Origin of the sequence: Dongia sp. (assembly GCF_041906375.1) — a bacterium.
In the GTDB taxonomy this organism is placed as follows: domain Bacteria; phylum Pseudomonadota; class Alphaproteobacteria; order Dongiales; family Dongiaceae; genus Dongia.
The window spans coordinates 380,132-396,805 of record NZ_JAYRJJ010000003.1; the positions used below are offsets into that span (position 1 = coordinate 380,132).

Annotated in this window: 16 protein-coding genes; 8 read left to right on the top strand and 8 right to left on the bottom strand. The window is 63.2% G+C overall.

Annotated elements, in window-relative coordinates; genetic code table 11:
* Positions 1 to 24: 24 nt before the first annotated feature.
* The 6 genes from ACE3OA_RS13225 to ACE3OA_RS13250 all read left to right on the top strand — a co-directional run bounded on the left by ACE3OA_RS13225 (position 25) and on the right by ACE3OA_RS13250 (position 5,267).
* Complete coding sequence (locus tag ACE3OA_RS13225) at positions 25 to 1,455, top strand: aldehyde dehydrogenase family protein (RefSeq protein ID WP_374311376.1); 1,431 nt, start codon at positions 25 to 27, stop codon at positions 1,453 to 1,455.
* Positions 1,456 to 1,571: 116 nt separating this feature from the next.
* The gene (locus tag ACE3OA_RS13230) at positions 1,572 to 3,002 is read left to right on the top strand and encodes an aldehyde dehydrogenase family protein (protein WP_374311378.1); all 1,431 of its coding nucleotides are present in this window, start codon (positions 1,572 to 1,574) and stop codon (positions 3,000 to 3,002) included.
* A 3-nt stretch (positions 3,003 to 3,005) separates the two neighbouring features.
* Entirely contained in the window at positions 3,006 to 3,638 is a 633-nt protein-coding gene (locus ACE3OA_RS13235; RefSeq protein WP_374311380.1) for an FMN-binding negative transcriptional regulator, read from the top strand.
* A 61-nt stretch (positions 3,639 to 3,699) separates the two neighbouring features.
* Complete coding sequence (locus ACE3OA_RS13240; protein WP_374311382.1) at positions 3,700 to 4,644, top strand: 2-dehydropantoate 2-reductase; 945 nt, start codon at positions 3,700 to 3,702, stop codon at positions 4,642 to 4,644.
* Between the two features lie 74 nt (positions 4,645 to 4,718).
* On the top strand, positions 4,719 to 4,925 hold the full coding sequence (locus tag ACE3OA_RS13245; protein ID WP_374311384.1) for a hypothetical protein: 207 nt from the start codon (positions 4,719 to 4,721) through the stop codon (positions 4,923 to 4,925).
* A 51-nt stretch (positions 4,926 to 4,976) separates the two neighbouring features.
* Positions 4,977 to 5,267 (top strand): hypothetical protein, encoded by a 291-nt coding sequence (locus ACE3OA_RS13250; protein WP_374311386.1) that lies wholly within the window; start codon positions 4,977 to 4,979, stop codon positions 5,265 to 5,267.
* 133 nt (positions 5,268 to 5,400) lie between these two features.
* Here ACE3OA_RS13250 and ACE3OA_RS13255 read toward each other — a convergent pair whose 3' ends face one another.
* The 4 genes from ACE3OA_RS13255 to ACE3OA_RS13270 form a co-directional block, all read right to left on the bottom strand.
* The gene (locus ACE3OA_RS13255; RefSeq protein WP_374311388.1) at positions 5,401 to 6,582 is read right to left on the bottom strand and encodes an iron-containing alcohol dehydrogenase; all 1,182 of its coding nucleotides are present in this window, start codon (positions 6,580 to 6,582) and stop codon (positions 5,401 to 5,403) included.
* 142 nt (positions 6,583 to 6,724) lie between these two features.
* The gene (locus tag ACE3OA_RS13260; protein WP_374311390.1) at positions 6,725 to 6,943 is read right to left on the bottom strand and encodes a DUF6434 domain-containing protein; all 219 of its coding nucleotides are present in this window, start codon (positions 6,941 to 6,943) and stop codon (positions 6,725 to 6,727) included.
* Positions 6,940 to 7,827, bottom strand: a complete 888-nt coding sequence (locus ACE3OA_RS13265; protein ID WP_374311392.1) for a DMT family transporter — start codon at positions 7,825 to 7,827, stop codon at positions 6,940 to 6,942. The genes ACE3OA_RS13260 and ACE3OA_RS13265 overlap by 4 nt, the downstream gene beginning before the upstream one ends.
* Before the next feature lie 248 nt (positions 7,828 to 8,075).
* Complete coding sequence (locus ACE3OA_RS13270; protein ID WP_374311394.1) at positions 8,076 to 9,068, bottom strand: hypothetical protein; 993 nt, start codon at positions 9,066 to 9,068, stop codon at positions 8,076 to 8,078.
* Positions 9,069 to 9,169: 101 nt separating this feature from the next.
* On the opposite strand from ACE3OA_RS13270, the gene ACE3OA_RS13275 reads away from it, so the two are divergent.
* A complete protein-coding gene (locus ACE3OA_RS13275) occupies positions 9,170 to 9,550 on the top strand; it encodes a GFA family protein (protein WP_374311396.1) in 381 nt (126 codons plus the stop codon).
* Here ACE3OA_RS13275 and ACE3OA_RS13280 read toward each other — a convergent pair.
* A complete protein-coding gene (locus ACE3OA_RS13280; protein ID WP_374311398.1) occupies positions 9,464 to 10,435 on the bottom strand; it encodes a LysR family transcriptional regulator in 972 nt (323 codons plus the stop codon). The two genes, ACE3OA_RS13275 and ACE3OA_RS13280, sit on opposite strands and share 87 nt — an antisense overlap.
* Positions 10,436 to 10,560: 125 nt before the next feature.
* Here ACE3OA_RS13280 and ACE3OA_RS13285 point away from each other — a divergent pair, with 125 nt between their 5' ends.
* On the top strand, positions 10,561 to 11,202 hold the full coding sequence (locus tag ACE3OA_RS13285; RefSeq protein WP_374311400.1) for an FMN-dependent NADH-azoreductase: 642 nt from the start codon (positions 10,561 to 10,563) through the stop codon (positions 11,200 to 11,202).
* An 82-nt stretch (positions 11,203 to 11,284) separates the two neighbouring features.
* Here ACE3OA_RS13285 and ACE3OA_RS13290 read toward each other — a convergent pair whose 3' ends face one another.
* The 3 genes from ACE3OA_RS13290 to ccrA all read right to left on the bottom strand — a co-directional run bounded on the left by ACE3OA_RS13290 (position 11,285) and on the right by ccrA (position 16,419).
* Positions 11,285 to 13,327, bottom strand: a complete 2,043-nt coding sequence (locus ACE3OA_RS13290) for an FAD-dependent oxidoreductase (RefSeq protein WP_374311402.1) — start codon at positions 13,325 to 13,327, stop codon at positions 11,285 to 11,287.
* Between the two features lie 98 nt (positions 13,328 to 13,425).
* Positions 13,426 to 15,093: an acyl-CoA dehydrogenase family protein gene (locus tag ACE3OA_RS13295; protein WP_374311404.1), complete on the bottom strand. Its 1,668-nt coding sequence runs from the start codon at positions 15,091 to 15,093 to the stop codon at positions 13,426 to 13,428.
* Positions 15,094 to 16,419 carry a crotonyl-CoA carboxylase/reductase gene (gene ccrA / locus ACE3OA_RS13300; RefSeq protein WP_374311406.1) on the bottom strand — a complete coding sequence of 442 codons (1,326 nt, stop codon included), beginning with the start codon at positions 16,417 to 16,419 and terminating at the stop codon, positions 15,094 to 15,096.
* Positions 16,420 to 16,674 lie beyond the last annotated feature (255 nt).

A 16,674-nucleotide genomic window follows, 5' to 3' on the forward strand; every position in this document is an offset into this window, starting at 1 on the left:
ACTCACCAACACGAAAGATCAATCATGTCGAACGTGCTCAAATTCTACATCAATGGCGCCTGGGTCGATCCGGTAAAGCCGGCGACGCTCGATGTCATCAATCCGGCAACCGAGGAAGCCTATGTCAAAATCTCGGTTGGCACCGGCGCTGATGTTGACAAGGCCGTGGCGGCCGCCAAGACCGCTTTCCCGAAATTCGCCAAAACCAGCAAGGCGGAACGCCTTGGCCTGCTGAAACGGATCCTCGAGATCTATAACGAGCGTTCGGAAGATATCGCCCAGGCCGTCTCCGACGAGATGGGCGCGCCGCTTTCCTGGGCGCGCGATGCGCAGACCTGGGCCGGCCGCGTTCATCTCGAAGCCACCATCAAATCGCTCGAGGATTTCGAGTTCGAGCATCAGCGCGGCTCCACGCGCATCGTCAAGGAGCCGATCGGCGTCGCTGCCCTCATCACGCCGTGGAACTGGCCGCTTAATCAAATCGTCTGCAAAGTGGCGCCTGCCATTGCCGCCGGCTGCACCATGGTGCTGAAACCCAGCGAAATAGCGCCCATCAGCGGCATCGTCTTTTCCGAGATCATGCACGCGGCCGGCACCCCCGCCGGCGTCTACAACATGGTCAATGGCGACGGGCCGTCGGTCGGCCAGGTCATGGCGGGGCACCGGGATGTCGACATGGTTTCCTTCACCGGCTCGACGCGCGCCGGCATCATCGTAGCGAAGACGGCAGCCGACACGGTAAAGCGCGTGGCGCAGGAACTGGGCGGCAAATCGCCCAACATCATCCTGCCCGACGCCGATTTCGAACATGCGGTGAAGAAAGGCGTCGAAGGCTGCTTCGGCAATACCGGCCAGTCCTGTGACGCGCCCACGCGCATGCTGGTCCCGCGCGCCCGCCATGACGAAGCGCTGGCCATCGCCAGGATTGCGGCCGAGGCGCACAAGGTCGGCGATCCGAAAGCCGCCGACACGGTGCTCGGGCCTGTCGTCAGCGAATTGCAGTTCAGCAAGGTGCAGCGTCTCATCGAAACCGGCATCAAGGAGGGGGCGACCCTTGTCACGGGCGGCACCGGCCGCCCGGAGGGGCTCAACCGAGGCTATTATGTGCGCCCGACCGTCTTCGGCCATGTGACGCCCGACATGACCATCGCGCGCGAGGAGATATTCGGCCCGGTCCTTGCCATCCTGTCCTATGACAGCGAGGCGCAGGCGATCGAAATCGCCAACGATACGGTTTACGGCCTTGCCGCCTATGTGCAATCCAAGGACATCGCCCATGCCCGAGCCGTGGCGCGGCAATTGCGCGCAGGTCAGGTCAATATCAACTATCCGGATTGGGACACGTTCGCCCCCTTCGGCGGATACAAGCAGTCCGGCAACGGGCGCGAATATGCCGATTGGGCCATCCACGATTTCCTGGAAGTGAAGGGTATCGTCGGCTACGGCGCAGCCTAAGACGCCGTCACATAACGGTCATGACAATTCGGGACTTTGGCGGGGGCGTGGAATCCTGTATTCCACTGCCATCCGCCAAAGTGGCCCGATGAAAAAAAGCTATGGAAAGCGCTGTCATGTCCAACAATCTCAAGTTCTACATCAACGGTACCTGGGTCGATCCCGTGAAGCCGGCGACCGTCGAGGTCATCAATCCGGCGACCGAGGAGGCTTTCACCAAAATCTCCATGGGCAGCGCCGCCGATGTCGACAAGGCCGTGGCCGCCGCCAAGGCCGCTTTCCCGAAATTCTCCCAGACCACGAAGGCCGAGCGGGTGGCGCTGCTGAAGCGCATCCTCGCTGAATACAACAACCGCTATGAAGATATCGCCCAGGCCGTTTCCGCCGAAATGGGCGCACCCCTCGCCATGGCGCGGGATTCGCAGGCGGCCACGGGCAAGATCCATCTCGAGACCACCATCAAGTCGCTGGAGGATTTCGAGTTCGAGGAACAGCGTGGGGATACCCGCGTGGTGCGCGAAGGGATCGGCGTCGTTGGCCTGATCACGCCGTGGAACTGGCCCCTGAACCAGATCGTCTGCAAGGTGGCGCCGGCCATCGCCGCCGGCTGCACCATGGTGCTGAAGCCCAGCGAAGTGGCGCCCATCAACGCCATCATCTTTGCCGAGGTGTTGCATGCAGCCGGCGTCCCCGCCGGCGTCTTCAACCTGGTCAACGGCGACGGCCCGTCTGTGGGTCAGGTGATCGCGGCGCATAAAGACGTCGACATGGTCTCTTTCACGGGCTCGACCCGCGCCGGCATCATCGTGGCGAAGACCGCGGCCGATACCGTGAAGCGCGTCAGCCAGGAGCTGGGCGGCAAGTCGCCCAACATCATCCTGCCCGATGCCGATTTCGAGACCGCGGTCTACAAAGGCATCCAGGGCTGCTTCGGCAATAGCGGCCAGTCCTGCAATGCGCCGACGCGCATGCTGGTCCCGGCCGCCCGGCACGATGAGGCGCTGGCTGTCGCCAAGAAGGCCGCCGAGGCGCACAAGGTCGGCGACCCCAAATCCGCCGACACGGTGCTGGGACCGGTGGTGAGCGAGGCGCAGTTCAACAAAATCCAGGGCCTCATCGAAACCGGCATCAAGGAAGGCGCCAAGCTGGTCGCCGGCGGCACCGGCCGGCCGGAAGGCCTCAACCGTGGCTACTATGTGCGCCCGACCGTGTTCGGCCATGTGACGCCGGACATGACCATCGCCCGCGAGGAGATCTTTGGGCCGGTCATCGCCATCATGTCCTACGACAATGAGGCGCAGGCGATCGAGATCGCCAACGACACGGTCTATGGCCTTGCCGCCTATGTCCAGTCGCAGGACCTCAATCATGCGCGGCAGGTGGCGCGACAGCTGCGCGCCGGCCAGGTCAAGATCAACTACCCGGCCTGGGACACATTCGCGCCCTTCGGCGGCTATAAGCAGTCCGGCAATGGCCGCGAATATGCCGATTTCGGCATCCACGACTTCCTCGAAATCAAGGGCATCTGCGGCTACGGTGCCGCGTAAGCCATGTATGCGCCAGCGCATTTCCGCGAAGAGCGCTTGTCCGTCCTTCATGAGGCGATCGGCCAGGCGCGACTTTGCTCCCTGGTGACGCTGGGGAGCGATGGTCTGGATGCGAGCCATATCCCGGTGCTGCTGGCGGCGGCGGAGGGGCCGAACGGCACCCTCTATGGCCACCTCGCCCGCGGCAACGCGCAATGGAAGCAGGTCGAAAAATCGGTGCAAACCCTTGCCATCTTCATGGGGCCGGACGCTTATGTCTCGCCCTCCTGGTATGCCGAGAAGGCCAAGAACGGCAAGGTCGTGCCGACCTGGAACTACGTCACCGTTCATGCCCATGGCACGATCGAGTTCTTCGACGACCAGGAACGATTGCTCGACCTGGTGACCAGGCTCACCGACCGGCATGAAGGCAAGCGCGCCGAACCCTGGGCGGTTTCCGATGCGCCGGCCGACTACATCCAGGCGCATCTCAAGGGCATCGTCGGTTTCAGGCTCCCCATCGCCCGGCTGGAAGGCAAATGGAAGATGAGTCAGAACCGCAACGCCGAGGACCGCCAGGGCGTCGTCGGCGGGCTCGCCGGGGAGGGCGGCCCCGCGGAAGCCGCGGTTGCCAGCCTCATGGCCCGGGACCTCTAAGGAAAAGTTGGCCGAAAGTCCGCGCCCGGGTAAGCTCGGGCGGCAAGCGGAAGGATTCGGCATGAAGACTCTGATTCTGGGTGCCGGCGGCGTCGGCGGCTATTTCGGCGGACGGCTGATCGAGGCGGGCGGCGACGTTACCTTCCAGGTGCGCCCGGCCCGGGCGCGCAATCTGGCCGCCACCGGCCTCGTCATCAAAAGCCCCCTCGGCGACGCCAAGCTCGCCGTGAAGACGATCGAGGATGCAGCCGGCAGCGGCGCCTTCGACCTCGTCATCGTCAGCTGCAAGGCCTATGACCTGGCGCCCGCGATCGATGCCATCGCCCCTCATGTGGTGGCGGGCGCCATCGTTCTGCCGCTGCTCAACGGCATGCGCCATCACGACGATCTGCGCGCGCGCTTCGGCACCGAGCAGATGATCGCCGGCATCGCCCAGATCGAAGCCACGCTGTCGCCCGCGGGCGAGATCCTGCACAAGAGCGAGTTCGCGCGGATGGTCTTCGGCCCGTTCGAGGAATATCCGCCGACACCGCGTGCACAATCCGTCCTCAGCGATTTCGCGACCCTCTGCGGCAGCGCCAATTTCTCCTCCAAGCTGCTCGATCCGGTCGACCAGGCGCTGTGGGACAAATGGGTCATGATTGGCACCCTGGGCGGCATCACCTGCCTGATGCGCGGCGCCACCGGCGATGTGATGGCGGCCAAGGAAGGGCGCGAGCTCATCGAGGAATTGCTGCAGGAGGCGATCTCGGTCGCCACCGAAAACGGCTATCCGCCCAGCGCCGACTATCTCGTCAATGCCAGGAAGCTTCTGATGGCGCCGGGCTCCACCTTCATGGCCTCGATGCTGCGCGACATCGAGAAGGGCGGCGCCATCGAAGCCGACCATATCATCGGCGACATGTATCGCCGTGCCCACGAATTCGGCCATGATGCCAACGTCTTGCGCATGGTCTATTGCCACCTGCAAACCTATCAGGCACGCCGGGCCCGGGGCGGATTGTGATGCAGGCTGCTTGTCGCATGGCCACAGGCCAACCATATCCCATCCCAAGGGAATGACCGCCGGCAGGGATACCGATGTTCGGATCAGCCAGTGACCGCAAAGTCGTAGCCGCCCAGGCGGCGCTGCTGGCGCTGGTGGCGGGCGATCTACTCACTCTCACGCCAGCGAAAATCACTGCGGCAACCCTGGATTTTTCTCCGCGTCAGCGCCGGGCGCTGCTGAGGCGATTGCTGGCCGCCGCCATCGACGCAGATTGCGACCGCCTGATCCGGGCCCTGTAGGCCGTCGGTCGCGAGAATGTGCCGCCGGCCCGGCTTGTCGGAGACTGGGCGGTGTCCCTTGGCGCAGACTCTGCCAGCATTGCCGAGGTTTCGAGAAGTGCCGACGGGCCGGTGGATCTTGCGCGGCAGTATCTGCGCGTCGGCCGCATCGATCTTGCCGAGGCGACCGCGCTCGCCGATGTCGCCGCCGCCTATGGTGCCGAGCGCGATCTGGCTCTTGTCTGGATCGGCCAGGCGGTCGAGCGCGAGATCGACCACTACGCCGATCTTGCCCGCCATCGGAAGACCCGCAGCTGGTTCCGGCAGATCGTCCGGCGCGCCTTCCCGGTGAACGCCCCATAGAGGGCTGAGTTGTCGCCGCCGCGCAGGCGGTTTCGCAGGCCAATTACCCGAGCGCCGCGATGACGGCGCACGTCAGCGAAACAAAAAAGGCCGGACATTTCTGCCCGGCCTTTTTCTTTGCAACAGTAAATCTTTACGCCGCCAAGGTGCCGTTCAATCCCTTGACGAAGATGGCGCCGAGTTCACTGGCGCCGACCTTGATCGGGTTGCCGCCGGCTGACGGATCTTCCGCCGCCATCTTGGCCACTTCGTCGACGCGCTTGTCGTCGACGCCGATGTCCTTCAGCGTGTGCGGAATGCCGATATCCTTGCGCAAGGCGAGGACCCATTTCTGCACGGCGTCGAAGCCCGGATTGGCGAGGTTGAGGAAGCGCGCGAGGCGCGTCATGCGCTCGTCGATGGCCTTGCGGTTGAACTCCAGCACATAGGGCATCACCACGGCGTTGGTCAGGCCGTGATGCGTGTTGTAGAGCGCCCCCAGCGGATGGCTGATGGCGTGCATGCCGCCTAGGCCCTTCTGGAAGGCGGTGGCGCCCATGGTGGCGGCAATCATCATGTTGGCGCGGGCGGTGAGGTTCTTGCCGTCCTTCACGGCCGTCGGCAGGTTTTCCTGCACAAGGCGCATGCCTTCCAAGGCGATGCCGTCGGCCATCGGGTGATAGCCCGGCGCGCAATAGGCTTCGAGGCAATGGGAGAGCGCATCCATGCCGGTGGCGGCGGTCACATGCGGCGGCAGGCCCACGGTCAGTTCCGGATCGTCGATGACGATGGTCGGCATCATCTTGGGGTGGAAGATGATCTTCTTGGTGTGCGTGCTCTCATCGGTGATGACGCCGGCGCGGCCCACTTCCGAGCCGGTGCCCGAGGTGGTGGGCACAGCGATGATCGGCGCGATGCCGTCCGGGTTGGCGCGGGTCCACCAATCGCCGATATCCTCGAAGTCCCACATCGGACGGGTCTGGCCGGTCATGAAGGCGATGACCTTGGCCGCGTCGAGGGCCGAACCGCCGCCAAACGCGATGACGCCGTCATGTTTGCCGTCGCGATAGACCTTGAGCCCGTCCTCGACGTTCTTGGCGATCGGGTTGCCCTGGATTTCCGAGAAGAGGCCGGTCGGGATGCCGGCAGCCTCGTTGCGGGCGATGGCTTCCTTGATCATCGGCAGGTTGGCCAGGCCCGGATCGGTCACCAGCAGCGGGCGCTTGAGGCCCACGGCCTTGCAATGGTCAGGCAATTCCTTGATGCGGCCGCAGCCGAATTTGACCGAGGTGGGATAGTTCCAATTGCCCTTCAGGGCGGCGGCGTCCTGGCTCATGGCCTCTATGATCCTTGGCTGGTGTGACGTTGAATCGGGCGGCATTCTAGCCTTGTTTCCCTGCAGGAAAAGGGGGAATAGCAGCTGCAAATGGGGGAACGGCTATGCTTCCCGGAGATGGCTTCGCAGACGCAAAAAGAGCCTATTTCCGCGCGCCTTGCCGCCGTTTCCATTCATCCGCGGCGGCCCCCATGGTTTTGGGCGTGCCGTCCTTCATCCAGGCCATGAAGGGGCGGTCGAACTTGAATTCCGGCCCGCATTCCGCCAGGAAGAAGCGGCGCACATTCTGCGTATTGCGATAGCTGGCCGTGACCGGCGTCGCGCGGGTGATCTTGGCGCCATGCCAGTCGAAGCTGCTCATCCGGCCTTGGCCTTTCTGTCGCCCATCATGACGATGACGCTCGACGCCACGATCAGCACCGCGCCGATGATGCCGGTATGGCTCGGCAAATCGTGCCAGATCAGATAGCCGAGGATCACCGCCCAGACCAGGGCGGTGTATTCCGTGGGTGCAATCACCGAGGCCGGTGCGTGGCGAAAGCTCTCATAGAGCAGATACTGCCCAAGGCCGCTCGCCAGCCCCAGGCCGATCATCAGCGACGCGTCGAAGAGGCTGGGCGTCTGCCACAGCCAGGGCAGGGTGGCGGCCGAGATCATCGCGAAGAGGCCGTTGGTGAACAGCATCTGGTTGATGGTCGGCTCCACATGCATGATCTTCCGCACCAGGATGGTGGCAAAGGCCCAGAAGCTCGCCGCCACCAGCACCAGCAGCGCCGGCCAGATCTCCGGCCGCCCGGTCGGGTTGGCGGCGATGGCGACGCCGACGAAGCCGACGATGACGGCAATCCAGCTCGTCCAGGTGACCTTTTCCCGCAGCAGCAGGATCGACATCACGGTGACGAAAATGGGTGCCGCGTAATAGAGCGTCACCAGATCGGCCAAGGCGAGATGTTTGGCGGCATTGTAATAGCAGAGCCAGGCACTCAGCAGCAAAGCCGCCCGCAACAGCAGCCCCACCTTGTTGGTGCTGCGCGCCACCCCCATGATGCCGCGCTTGCCGCCCACGACCAAGCTGATGATGGTGACGGTCAGGCTGCGCACGAACAGGATCTGGAAGATCTGGTAATCATGCATCACCAGCCATTTCACGATCGCGTCCTGGCACGAAAAAATGCCATAGCCCAGAATGGCGAGAATGACCCCCCATTGCGCATTGTCGGTGAGCTTGCTGGTGGTGGGGGTCAAGATAAAGGCCTGGGATGCTGAAGGTATGGGGTGCTGAACCTATTGTGCTGCCATGATCGGCGAAAATGGCTCATGACGTCGGGGTGCATCCAGCCCATGCCGCGCACAATTTCCCATGATCACGCCTCGTCCCCACAACCTTAGCGAGGCAATGAGAATGGCCTACCCAGCTATCCCTTGTCGAGTGCCAGTTGCATGTTCGTCCCACATGGGGCTAGGTGCCATGGCGGCGTGGGAAGCAAAGTGAATCAATAGAGACCAAGAATGACCCGCAAACACAGGTAGATCACCATCAAAAACAGCCAGACCAAAACCAGCACCAGACCGGAAGCGGCAATCGGGACCGCAAGCACTGTGGGCAGGGTAATGGCTGGCGAGGCAATGGTCGCGGCGAGGGGGCCGGCGACGATAAGGGTTACAAGGCTTTTCTTGCGTAGCCCGATCTCGTCATAGACCAGTCCAATGCCCCACCAGAACAAAGCGACAGCGCAAAGCAACCCGATCAGCACACCGATCCGGCGCTTCAGCATGTTTTCTCTGGAGACCGCCGCGTCGCCGAGCTTGCCGGGTGTGAGAATGGTGATGCTCGACTGCCAGCGTCCCAACTGGACCGGCGCGAGTTGCCTAGCCTGATCCACCGCAGCGACGATGGAATAGGGCTCGTCGGACTGCCATACTCGGTAGGAGAGGCGATATTCTTCGTCGTGGGCCGTATAATAAATGTGCGGCCCGTCAACTTTGATGTCGCTGGCGTTACTTTGGCGTGACGGCGTGAATTCCACCATTGGAATGCCTGCCCTTGCGCCCGATCGGGCGCCTGCCAAGGCGGCCGAGGTCAATGTCCACCGACCCATCTGCGCATGTGGCGCAGTCCAGGAAAATGACCCAACTTCCTTCCAACTCGTGCGGCGCTTGCTCCCTCTCCATTCCTTGGTTTTCCGTTCCAGTACCCGTTGGACTTTGAACACGTTGCCAAACCCCGGCTCGTTTTCAGACGGTGTCGGCTTGAAGTCGGAATGGACGATGCCGCTCACAATGACGACATCGCCCGGCGCCACGTCGGCCGGCGAGCGTGGTGCCACATGGTCGATCATCGCGGCAGCGGCGCTGTAGCGTTCGGTCTCCTGCGCCATCACGAAAATGACGCCACCAGCGACGACCGCGATCACCATGGGCAAGGCGAGCAGCCGGTCGACGATATACTGCCAGAATGGGTTGTTAGACGATCGGCGGCGTCTCATTAGAAGGGCTGATGCCTGAACGCTGTGAAGGGTTGCTCGTTTGACGCGCAGGATGCAGTCTGTTCCTCGTCTTGTCGAGGTGGCATTTGGGGGAGATTTCCATGCATGAAGGCGGCTGCGAGTGCGGGGCCTTGCGCTACCGTGTGACGGGGGAGGCCTACGGGACCGGCTATTGTCATTGCCGCATCTGCCAGCGCACCAGCGGGGCGCCGGCGCAGGCATTCGCCCGCGTCCATGCCGACCAGTTCGCTTACACCAAGGGCGAGCCGGCCGTCTTTATTTCCAGCGAGCACGGCCAGCGCGAATTCTGCGCCATCTGCGGCAGCCAGCTGCTCTATCGCGGGCGGCAGGCGCCGTTCGATGTCGCCTTCAACACGCCGACGCTCGACGATCCGTCAGCCTTTCCGCCGCGCGAGCATGTCTGGCGCCGCAGCCGATTGCCCTGGTTCGAGACCGCCGACACCTTGCCGCGCAAGGACTAGGATCTCAGCGTCGAGAAAATCGAGAAACGCCCGCACCGCCGGCAGCTGGCCGCGGCGCGAGGAAAAGACAGCATGAAAGTCGCCAATCGGCGGCGCGTGATCTGGCAGGATCACTTCCAGCAAGCCGGCCTCGATTTCCTTGCGGCAGAAATATTCCGGGATCAGCGCCACGCCGATGCCGGCGATGGCGGCAATTTTCAGCGCGCCAAAATCGTCCATCATCAGTCGCGGCTGCAGCGCGATCTCCTCGCTGCTGCCGTCCGGCGCTTGCGTGGTCCAGATCTGTCGTGCCTCTTCCAGCGCATGTGACAGGGTCTCGAATCTGGCGAGGTCGGCCATCGTCTGCGGCCGGCCAATCCGGTCGAGGAGTGCTGGCGATGCCACCAGCAGCGCGCTCTTGGCGCCAAAGCGATGCACGATGAGGTTGGAATCCTCGAGCGGCGGCCGGCGCACGCGCAAGGCGATGTCCATCCCCTCGCTGATCACGTCGACGCGCCGGTTGGTGGCCAGCACCGACAGGCGCACTTTGGGGTAGGCCTCAAGGAATTTCGGCAGCAGCGGCGCCAGAACCGCCTGCACCATCGCATTGGGACAGCTCAATCGCACCAGCCCCTGCGGTTCGGCATGGGCGCGCTCGATCGCCTCCTGCGCCGCCTGCGCCTCGGCGATCATCGCCTGGCAATGGCGCAAGTAGACCTCGCCCATCTGCGTCAGCGCCAGCTTGCGGGTAGAACGCTGCAGCAATTGCGTCTCCAGCGACTTCTCCAAAGCGGCGATGCGGCGGCTCAGCTTCGATTTCGGCATGCCGAGCGCGCGGCCGGCCGCGGCAAAGCCGCCGCGTTCCACGATTTGGACGAAGTAATAGAGGTCGTTGAGGTTCTGCATCGCCCGCATTGTCCTGTTTTTAGAACAGAGAAGTCCATAATCGCTCTCTAATCGGATAGTCGTTCCCATTTTATATGCAATGGCGATGGATCGCTACGGCGATCGGTATTCCTCGGAGAAACGCCATGAACGTCCTGCAGATCGATTCCAGCCCCTTGGGCGCCGCCTCCGCCTCGCGCCAGCTGACCGCCGCCATTGTTGACGGCCTGCGCCGCACCTCCCCGGAACTGACGCTGGTTCACCGCGACCTCGACCTCACCGCGCCCAGCCATCTCTCCGGCCCATTGCTTGCCGCCCTGCGCGGCGGCAGCAGCACCACGCCGGATGCCGAGTTGCAGAACGAGATCGCTTTCAGCGACGAACTGCTTGAGGAATTCCTCGCGGCCGACATCATCGTCATCGGCGCGCCGATGTATAATTTCTCCATCCCGACCCGGCTCAAGGCCTGGATCGACCGCATCGCCCGCGCCGGCCGCACCTTCCGCTATACCGAACAGGGACCGGTCGGCCTCGCCACCAAGGGCCGCGCCATCATCGCCTCGACGCGCGGCAGCATCCTCGCCGGCGACGCACCCCATGCCGACGATTGGCGGCACGCGCTGGATTTCCAGGAAGACTATCTGCGCCGCGTGCTGAACTTCCTCGGCATGACGCAGGTCGACATCATCCGCGCCGAAGGCCTAGGCCTCTCCCCGGCGTCGCGCGACCAATCCCTCGCCGCCGCACAAGCCCGCATCGCAGAGACCTTCGCGCCGGCAATGGGCTGATCGAATAGCGCGGGAGAACTCGGATCGGCCGCAAAGGGCTGAAATAATAGCTTGCAGCCTGAGTTTTCAAGCGCTCGGCTGCTCACATCACACTTGTCAGCAACAGCCCTGCACCGCGATCGCGCAGCGTCGCTGCGGCGCGCGGGTCGCGGCCCAGATTGCGGGCGAAGCGGTGGCCCGCATAGACCGCATGGGCGATGATGCCCGGCGCCTCTGCATCGCCGATGCGGGCGATGCTTTGCATGGTTCTCCCATCTGCCTGCAAGGCCTCGAACAGGGCGGTGTTCGGTTGCCGAGACGTGACCGGTACGAGGTTTGCGATGTCGATCACGGTGGCGCTGCCGCCATAGACGCAGCCGAGTTCCAGCCTGCCCGGCGCGAAGCCGGTCGGGCTCTTGTTGAAGTGGCAGGTGATGCCTTGCGCCAGCAGATGGGCATGGGTCGCGGCCTGGTCGCCGGTATAGCTCATCCAGGGCGCCACGACGCCGGCGCTGGTAACGAAATGCACCTCGCATCCGCTTGCGCGCAGCCGGTCGGCGAGGCCTGCGGCCAAATAGTAGCCGTCATCGTCATAGATGGCGACCGGCCCCTTCGGCACATGGCCGCGCATGATGTCTTCCGGTGCAATGATCGCGGGATCGGCCGGGTCCAGCATCGAAATCAGTGCCGATCGTCCGATCCCATCCTTGCGCCAGGCGCTGCCCGTGGCGCAGACGATATGCGCGGCATCGAAGGCGCGCACGTCGGCGGCGCCCATCTCGCTTTCAAGGAACAGTTCGACATTGGGCATCTTAGCGATCTGCCCCAGCCGCCAATCGCGCACGCGCGCCCATTCGGCAAGGCCCGGCAGTTTCGATTCCAATGTGACACGGCCACCGGGCTCGCGCGACTTTTCCGCCAATGCCACATCGTAGCCGCGGGCGCCCAGCAAGCGTGCCGCTTCCAGCCCCGCTGGCCCCGCGCCGATGATCAGCACGCGTTCTGTCGTTGCATCGCGCGTGACGATCTCGGGGTGCCAGTTATTCCGCCATTCCTCGCCCATGGTCGGGTTCTGCGTGCAGCGAATGGGGACGCCGCGGGAGTTATGCGCATAGCAAATATTGCAGCCGATGCATTCGCGGATATCGTCGAAGCGGCCTTGCCGGATCTTGTTGGGCAGGAACGGGTCAGCAATCGACGGCCGCGCCGCGCCGATGAAATCGGCGGTGCCGGATTTGATGAGGCGCAGCATCGATTCCGGCGAGGTGTAGCGGCCGACCGTCACGATCGGCCCCGTCACCAATTGCCGGATGCTCTGCACCTGTGCCTCGAGCGCGCCTTCCTTGATGAAGCGCGATGGTCCCATCTCGATGCTGTAATCGTTCACCGTCAGGTCCCAGATGTCTGGCAGGCCGTCGAGGCTCTTGGTCATCTCCAGCCAATCGTCCTGGTCTTCGGCGCGTTCGCTGTTCGACGACCAACGCAAGGCGGTTGCGCATTTGTGGCCGACTGCATCCTTCACCGCCGCCAGCAGCTCGCGCACGATGCGCACGCGATTGAGGACCGAGCCGCCATATTCATCCGCTCGCCGATTTTCTTTATTGAGAAAGCTGTGCAGCAGGTAATGATGGCACGCATAGACATAGACGATGTCGAACCCCGCCGTGACGGCGCGCTTGGCTGCTTCCACATGCCAGCGGCGGATATCGGCGATATCCTGCCGGTCGAGGGCACGGGTCTGCAGCGGATCGCCGGTCAGCACCGGCAGGCTCTCCAATCCCATCGGCGGCAGGCGCGATGCCATGTTCGCCATGCGCTGACCGCCGAGGAACAGTTCGACACCGGCGAGCGATCCATGGGCATGCACCGCTTCCGTCATCAATGCGTGTTGGCGGATGTCGTCATCGTCCCACAGAGTCTGGATGGGGTAGGGCGCATCGTCGGAGCTCGGGTGGATGGTGCAATACTCAGTATTGACCACGCCCCAGCCGCCCTCCGCCTTGGTCTTGCGCATGGCAGCGAGGATGTGCGGCCGCTCATGCCCCATGCCCGAGCAATGCGGCACCTGGTAGAAGCGGTTGGGGGCGGTGACCGGCCCGATCTTGAAGGGGGTGAACAGGAGGTCGAAACGGGGATCGCCAGCCATGGGAAAACGCCTTTGGAACTGAACAAGCATTCAAGAATTGAATGATCGTTCAGTTCCGTGGCGCCTGTCAATCGACTGAGCGCGTCAATCGCCCCGGCTCAGTTGCGTCCGCTCAAGAGTCCCCTGGCCACGACCTGGGCCTGGATCTCGGCGGCACCTTCGAAGATGTTCAGGATGCGCGCGTCACACAGCACGCGGCTGATTTTGTATTCCTGCGCATAGCCATTGCCGCCATGGATCTGCAGCGCGTTGTCGGCATTCGACCAGGCCACGCGGGCGCCCAGAAGCTTTGCCATGCCGGCCGGAATATCGCAGCGGCGATCGCTGTCCTTTTCGCGGGCAGCGAAATAGGTGAGCTGGCGGGCCATCATGGTTTCGACCGCCATCCAGGCGAGCTTGCCGTGAATGCGGGGGAAGCTGTAGATGGGTGCGCCGAACTGCTCGCGCTCGCGCGCATATTTGAGGCCGAGTTCCATGGCGCATTGCGCGACGCCGACGGCACGCGCCGCTGTTTGAATGCGGGCGCTTTCGAATGTCGCCATCAACTGCTTGAAGCCCTCGCCCTCCTTGCCGCCCAGCAGGTTCGAAGCCTTGACTTCGAAACCGTCGAAGCCCAGTTCATATTCCTTCATGCCGCGATAGCCGAGGACGCCGATCTCGCCACCGCTCATGCCTTTGGCGGGGAAGGGGTCGTCAGCGGTGCCACGCGGCTTTTCGGCGAGGAACATGGAAAGGCCACGATAGTCGCTGGAGTTCGGATCGGTGCGCGCCAGCAGCGTCATCACGTCGGTGCGGCTGGCATGGGTGATCCAGGTCTTGTTGCCGGTGACACGGTAGACGTCGCCATCCTTCACCGCGCGCGTCCGCAACGAGCCGAGGTCCGAGCCGGTATTGGGTTCGGTGAAGACGGCGGTCGGCAGAATCTCGCCGCTGGCAATCTTCGGGAGCCAATGCTGCTTCTGTTCCTCGGTGCCGCCAAGGCGGATGAGTTCGGCGGCGATTTCCGAGCGCGTGCCCAGTGAACCTAAGCCGATATAGCCGCGCGAGAGCTCCTCGGTCACCACGCACATGGCAAGCTTGCCCATGCCGGAACCGCCGAATTCCTCCGGCACCGTCAACCCGAACACGCCCATTTCAGCAAGCTGTTCGATGACCTCGAGCGGAATGAGCTCGTCCTTTAAATGCCATTGATGCGCCGCTTCGACATGATCGGCGGCAAAGGCGTGAAACTGGTCGCGGACGATGGCGAGGGATTCATCGTCGAGTGCTGCTTCGCCGAATTCGCTGTCGATGATCAGGTCGGCAAGGTGCGCGCGGGCAGCAGCACTGTTGCCGCCGCTCATCAGCACATCGTCAAATTTCGCGGAACCGGCATCGAGGCCATAATCGGCGAGACGCACGATCTCGCCTTGGCTCATCGGCCAGCCGCCTTTGATCTGCGAGAGGTATTCGCCATAGGCGATCTGCAGGATGAGCTGTTCGCGCTCACCCAAACGTGCGCTGGCGTCGAGGCGCTCGGCCCAGGCCAGCATCTGTTCCAGCGCGGTCACATAGGTGGCGAGCCAGGAATAGCCATGGGCAATGAACTGCTGGGTATCGAGCGCCTTGGCATCGACTTTGCCGCCGGCGGTGACGCGGCCGATCAGGCGGCCGCGCACTTCCTCGAGAATGATTTGAGCGCCGGTGAGGCTCTTCCGGCAGCGGACAAGCAGGTCTGAGAGGAGCGGCGACACCGCCGCTCCTTCTTCACGCAACACGGCGGACACTTACTCCTCCATGCAGTCTTCGAGGGTGCGCCGGCCCGGCCGCTTGGCCTGCACCAGCACCGCCATATTGCCGGGCTTGTGCTGGTTCTTCCACATCTTGGTATGGGCGGCAGGGATGTCGTCCCAGCCGAACACTTCCGACATGCAGGGATCGATGCGGCGTTCCACGACCAGGTGATTGGCCTGAGAGGCCTGCAGGAGGTTCGCAAAATGGCTGCCTTGGATGCGCTTCTGACGCATCCAGACGAAGCGCGCGTCGAAGGTGAGGTTGTAGCCGGTGGTGCCGGCGCAGAAGACGACCATGCCGCCGCGCTTCACGACGAAGCAGGAGACGGGGAAGGTCTGCTCGCCCGGATGTTCGAAGACGAAATCGACGTCGACGCCCTTGCCGGTGATGTCCCAGATCGCCTTGCCGAAGGCGCGGCACTTCTTCATGTAGTCGGCATAACCGGCGCTGTCGTCGACGTCGGGGAGCTGGCCCCAGCAATCGAAATCATTGCGGTTGATGACGCCCTTGGCACCCAGCGACATGACGAATTCGCGCTTCGATTCATCGGAAATGATGCCGATCGGATTGGCGCCGGCCGTGGCGCAGAGCTGCACGGCCATGGAGCCGAGGCCGCCCGAGGCGCCCCAGATCAGCACATTGTGGCCCGGCCGCAGGATATGCGGGCGATGGCCGAACAGCATGCGATAGGCGGTGGCAAGTGTCAGCGTGTAGCAGGCACTTTCTTCCCAGGTGAGATGCTTGGGGCGTTCCATCAGCTGGCGGCCCTGCACCTTGCAGAACTGGGCGAAGGATCCGTCCGGCGTCTCATAGCCCCAGATGCGCTGGCTGGGCGAGAACATCGGGTCGCCGCCATTGCATTCCTCGTCATCGCCATCGTCCTGATTGCAATGCACGACGACTTCATCGCCGACCTTCCAGCGCTTCACCTTGGAGCCGACGGCCCAGACGATGCCGGCGGCGTCCGACCCGGCGATGTGATATTCGGCCTTGTGCACGTCGAACGGCGAGATCGGCTTGCCGAGGCCCGCCCAGACGCCGTTGTAATTGACGCCCGCCGCCATCACCATGACGATGACTTCATCCTGATCCGGGTGCGGGGTCTCGACGGCCTCGACCAGCATAGCCTGCTCGGGCGGACCATGGCGTTCGCGGCGGATGGCCCAGGCGTACATCTGCGGCGGCAGATAGCCCAAGGGCGGGATCTCGCCGATTTCGTAGATGTTCTTGCCGGTCAGCGGCGCGGCCTTCGGGGCTGCTGCCGTCTTGCCGTCTCCGGATTTGGTTTCGATCGCTACGACCTTGGCCGTCTCACTCATGATTTGTCTTCCCATCCTTGGCTGGCGCTGCGGGCGGTGCCTCTTCAGCGGGCAACTTAGCCATTGCAGCATCAGCGCCAGTCTGCCTTCGCGGTTGCAGCACAGTCAAGTAGGGTGTGTTACAAAAATTCGTTAAGCATGTTCTAAGTGCAAATAAATGCCCGGATCACCGAAAGATCATGAAATTATATTACAAATTATGCCGGTGCGGCGCAAAACGAAAGGAAAAGGAAATCGCGCCGTTTCGGCTCGGTT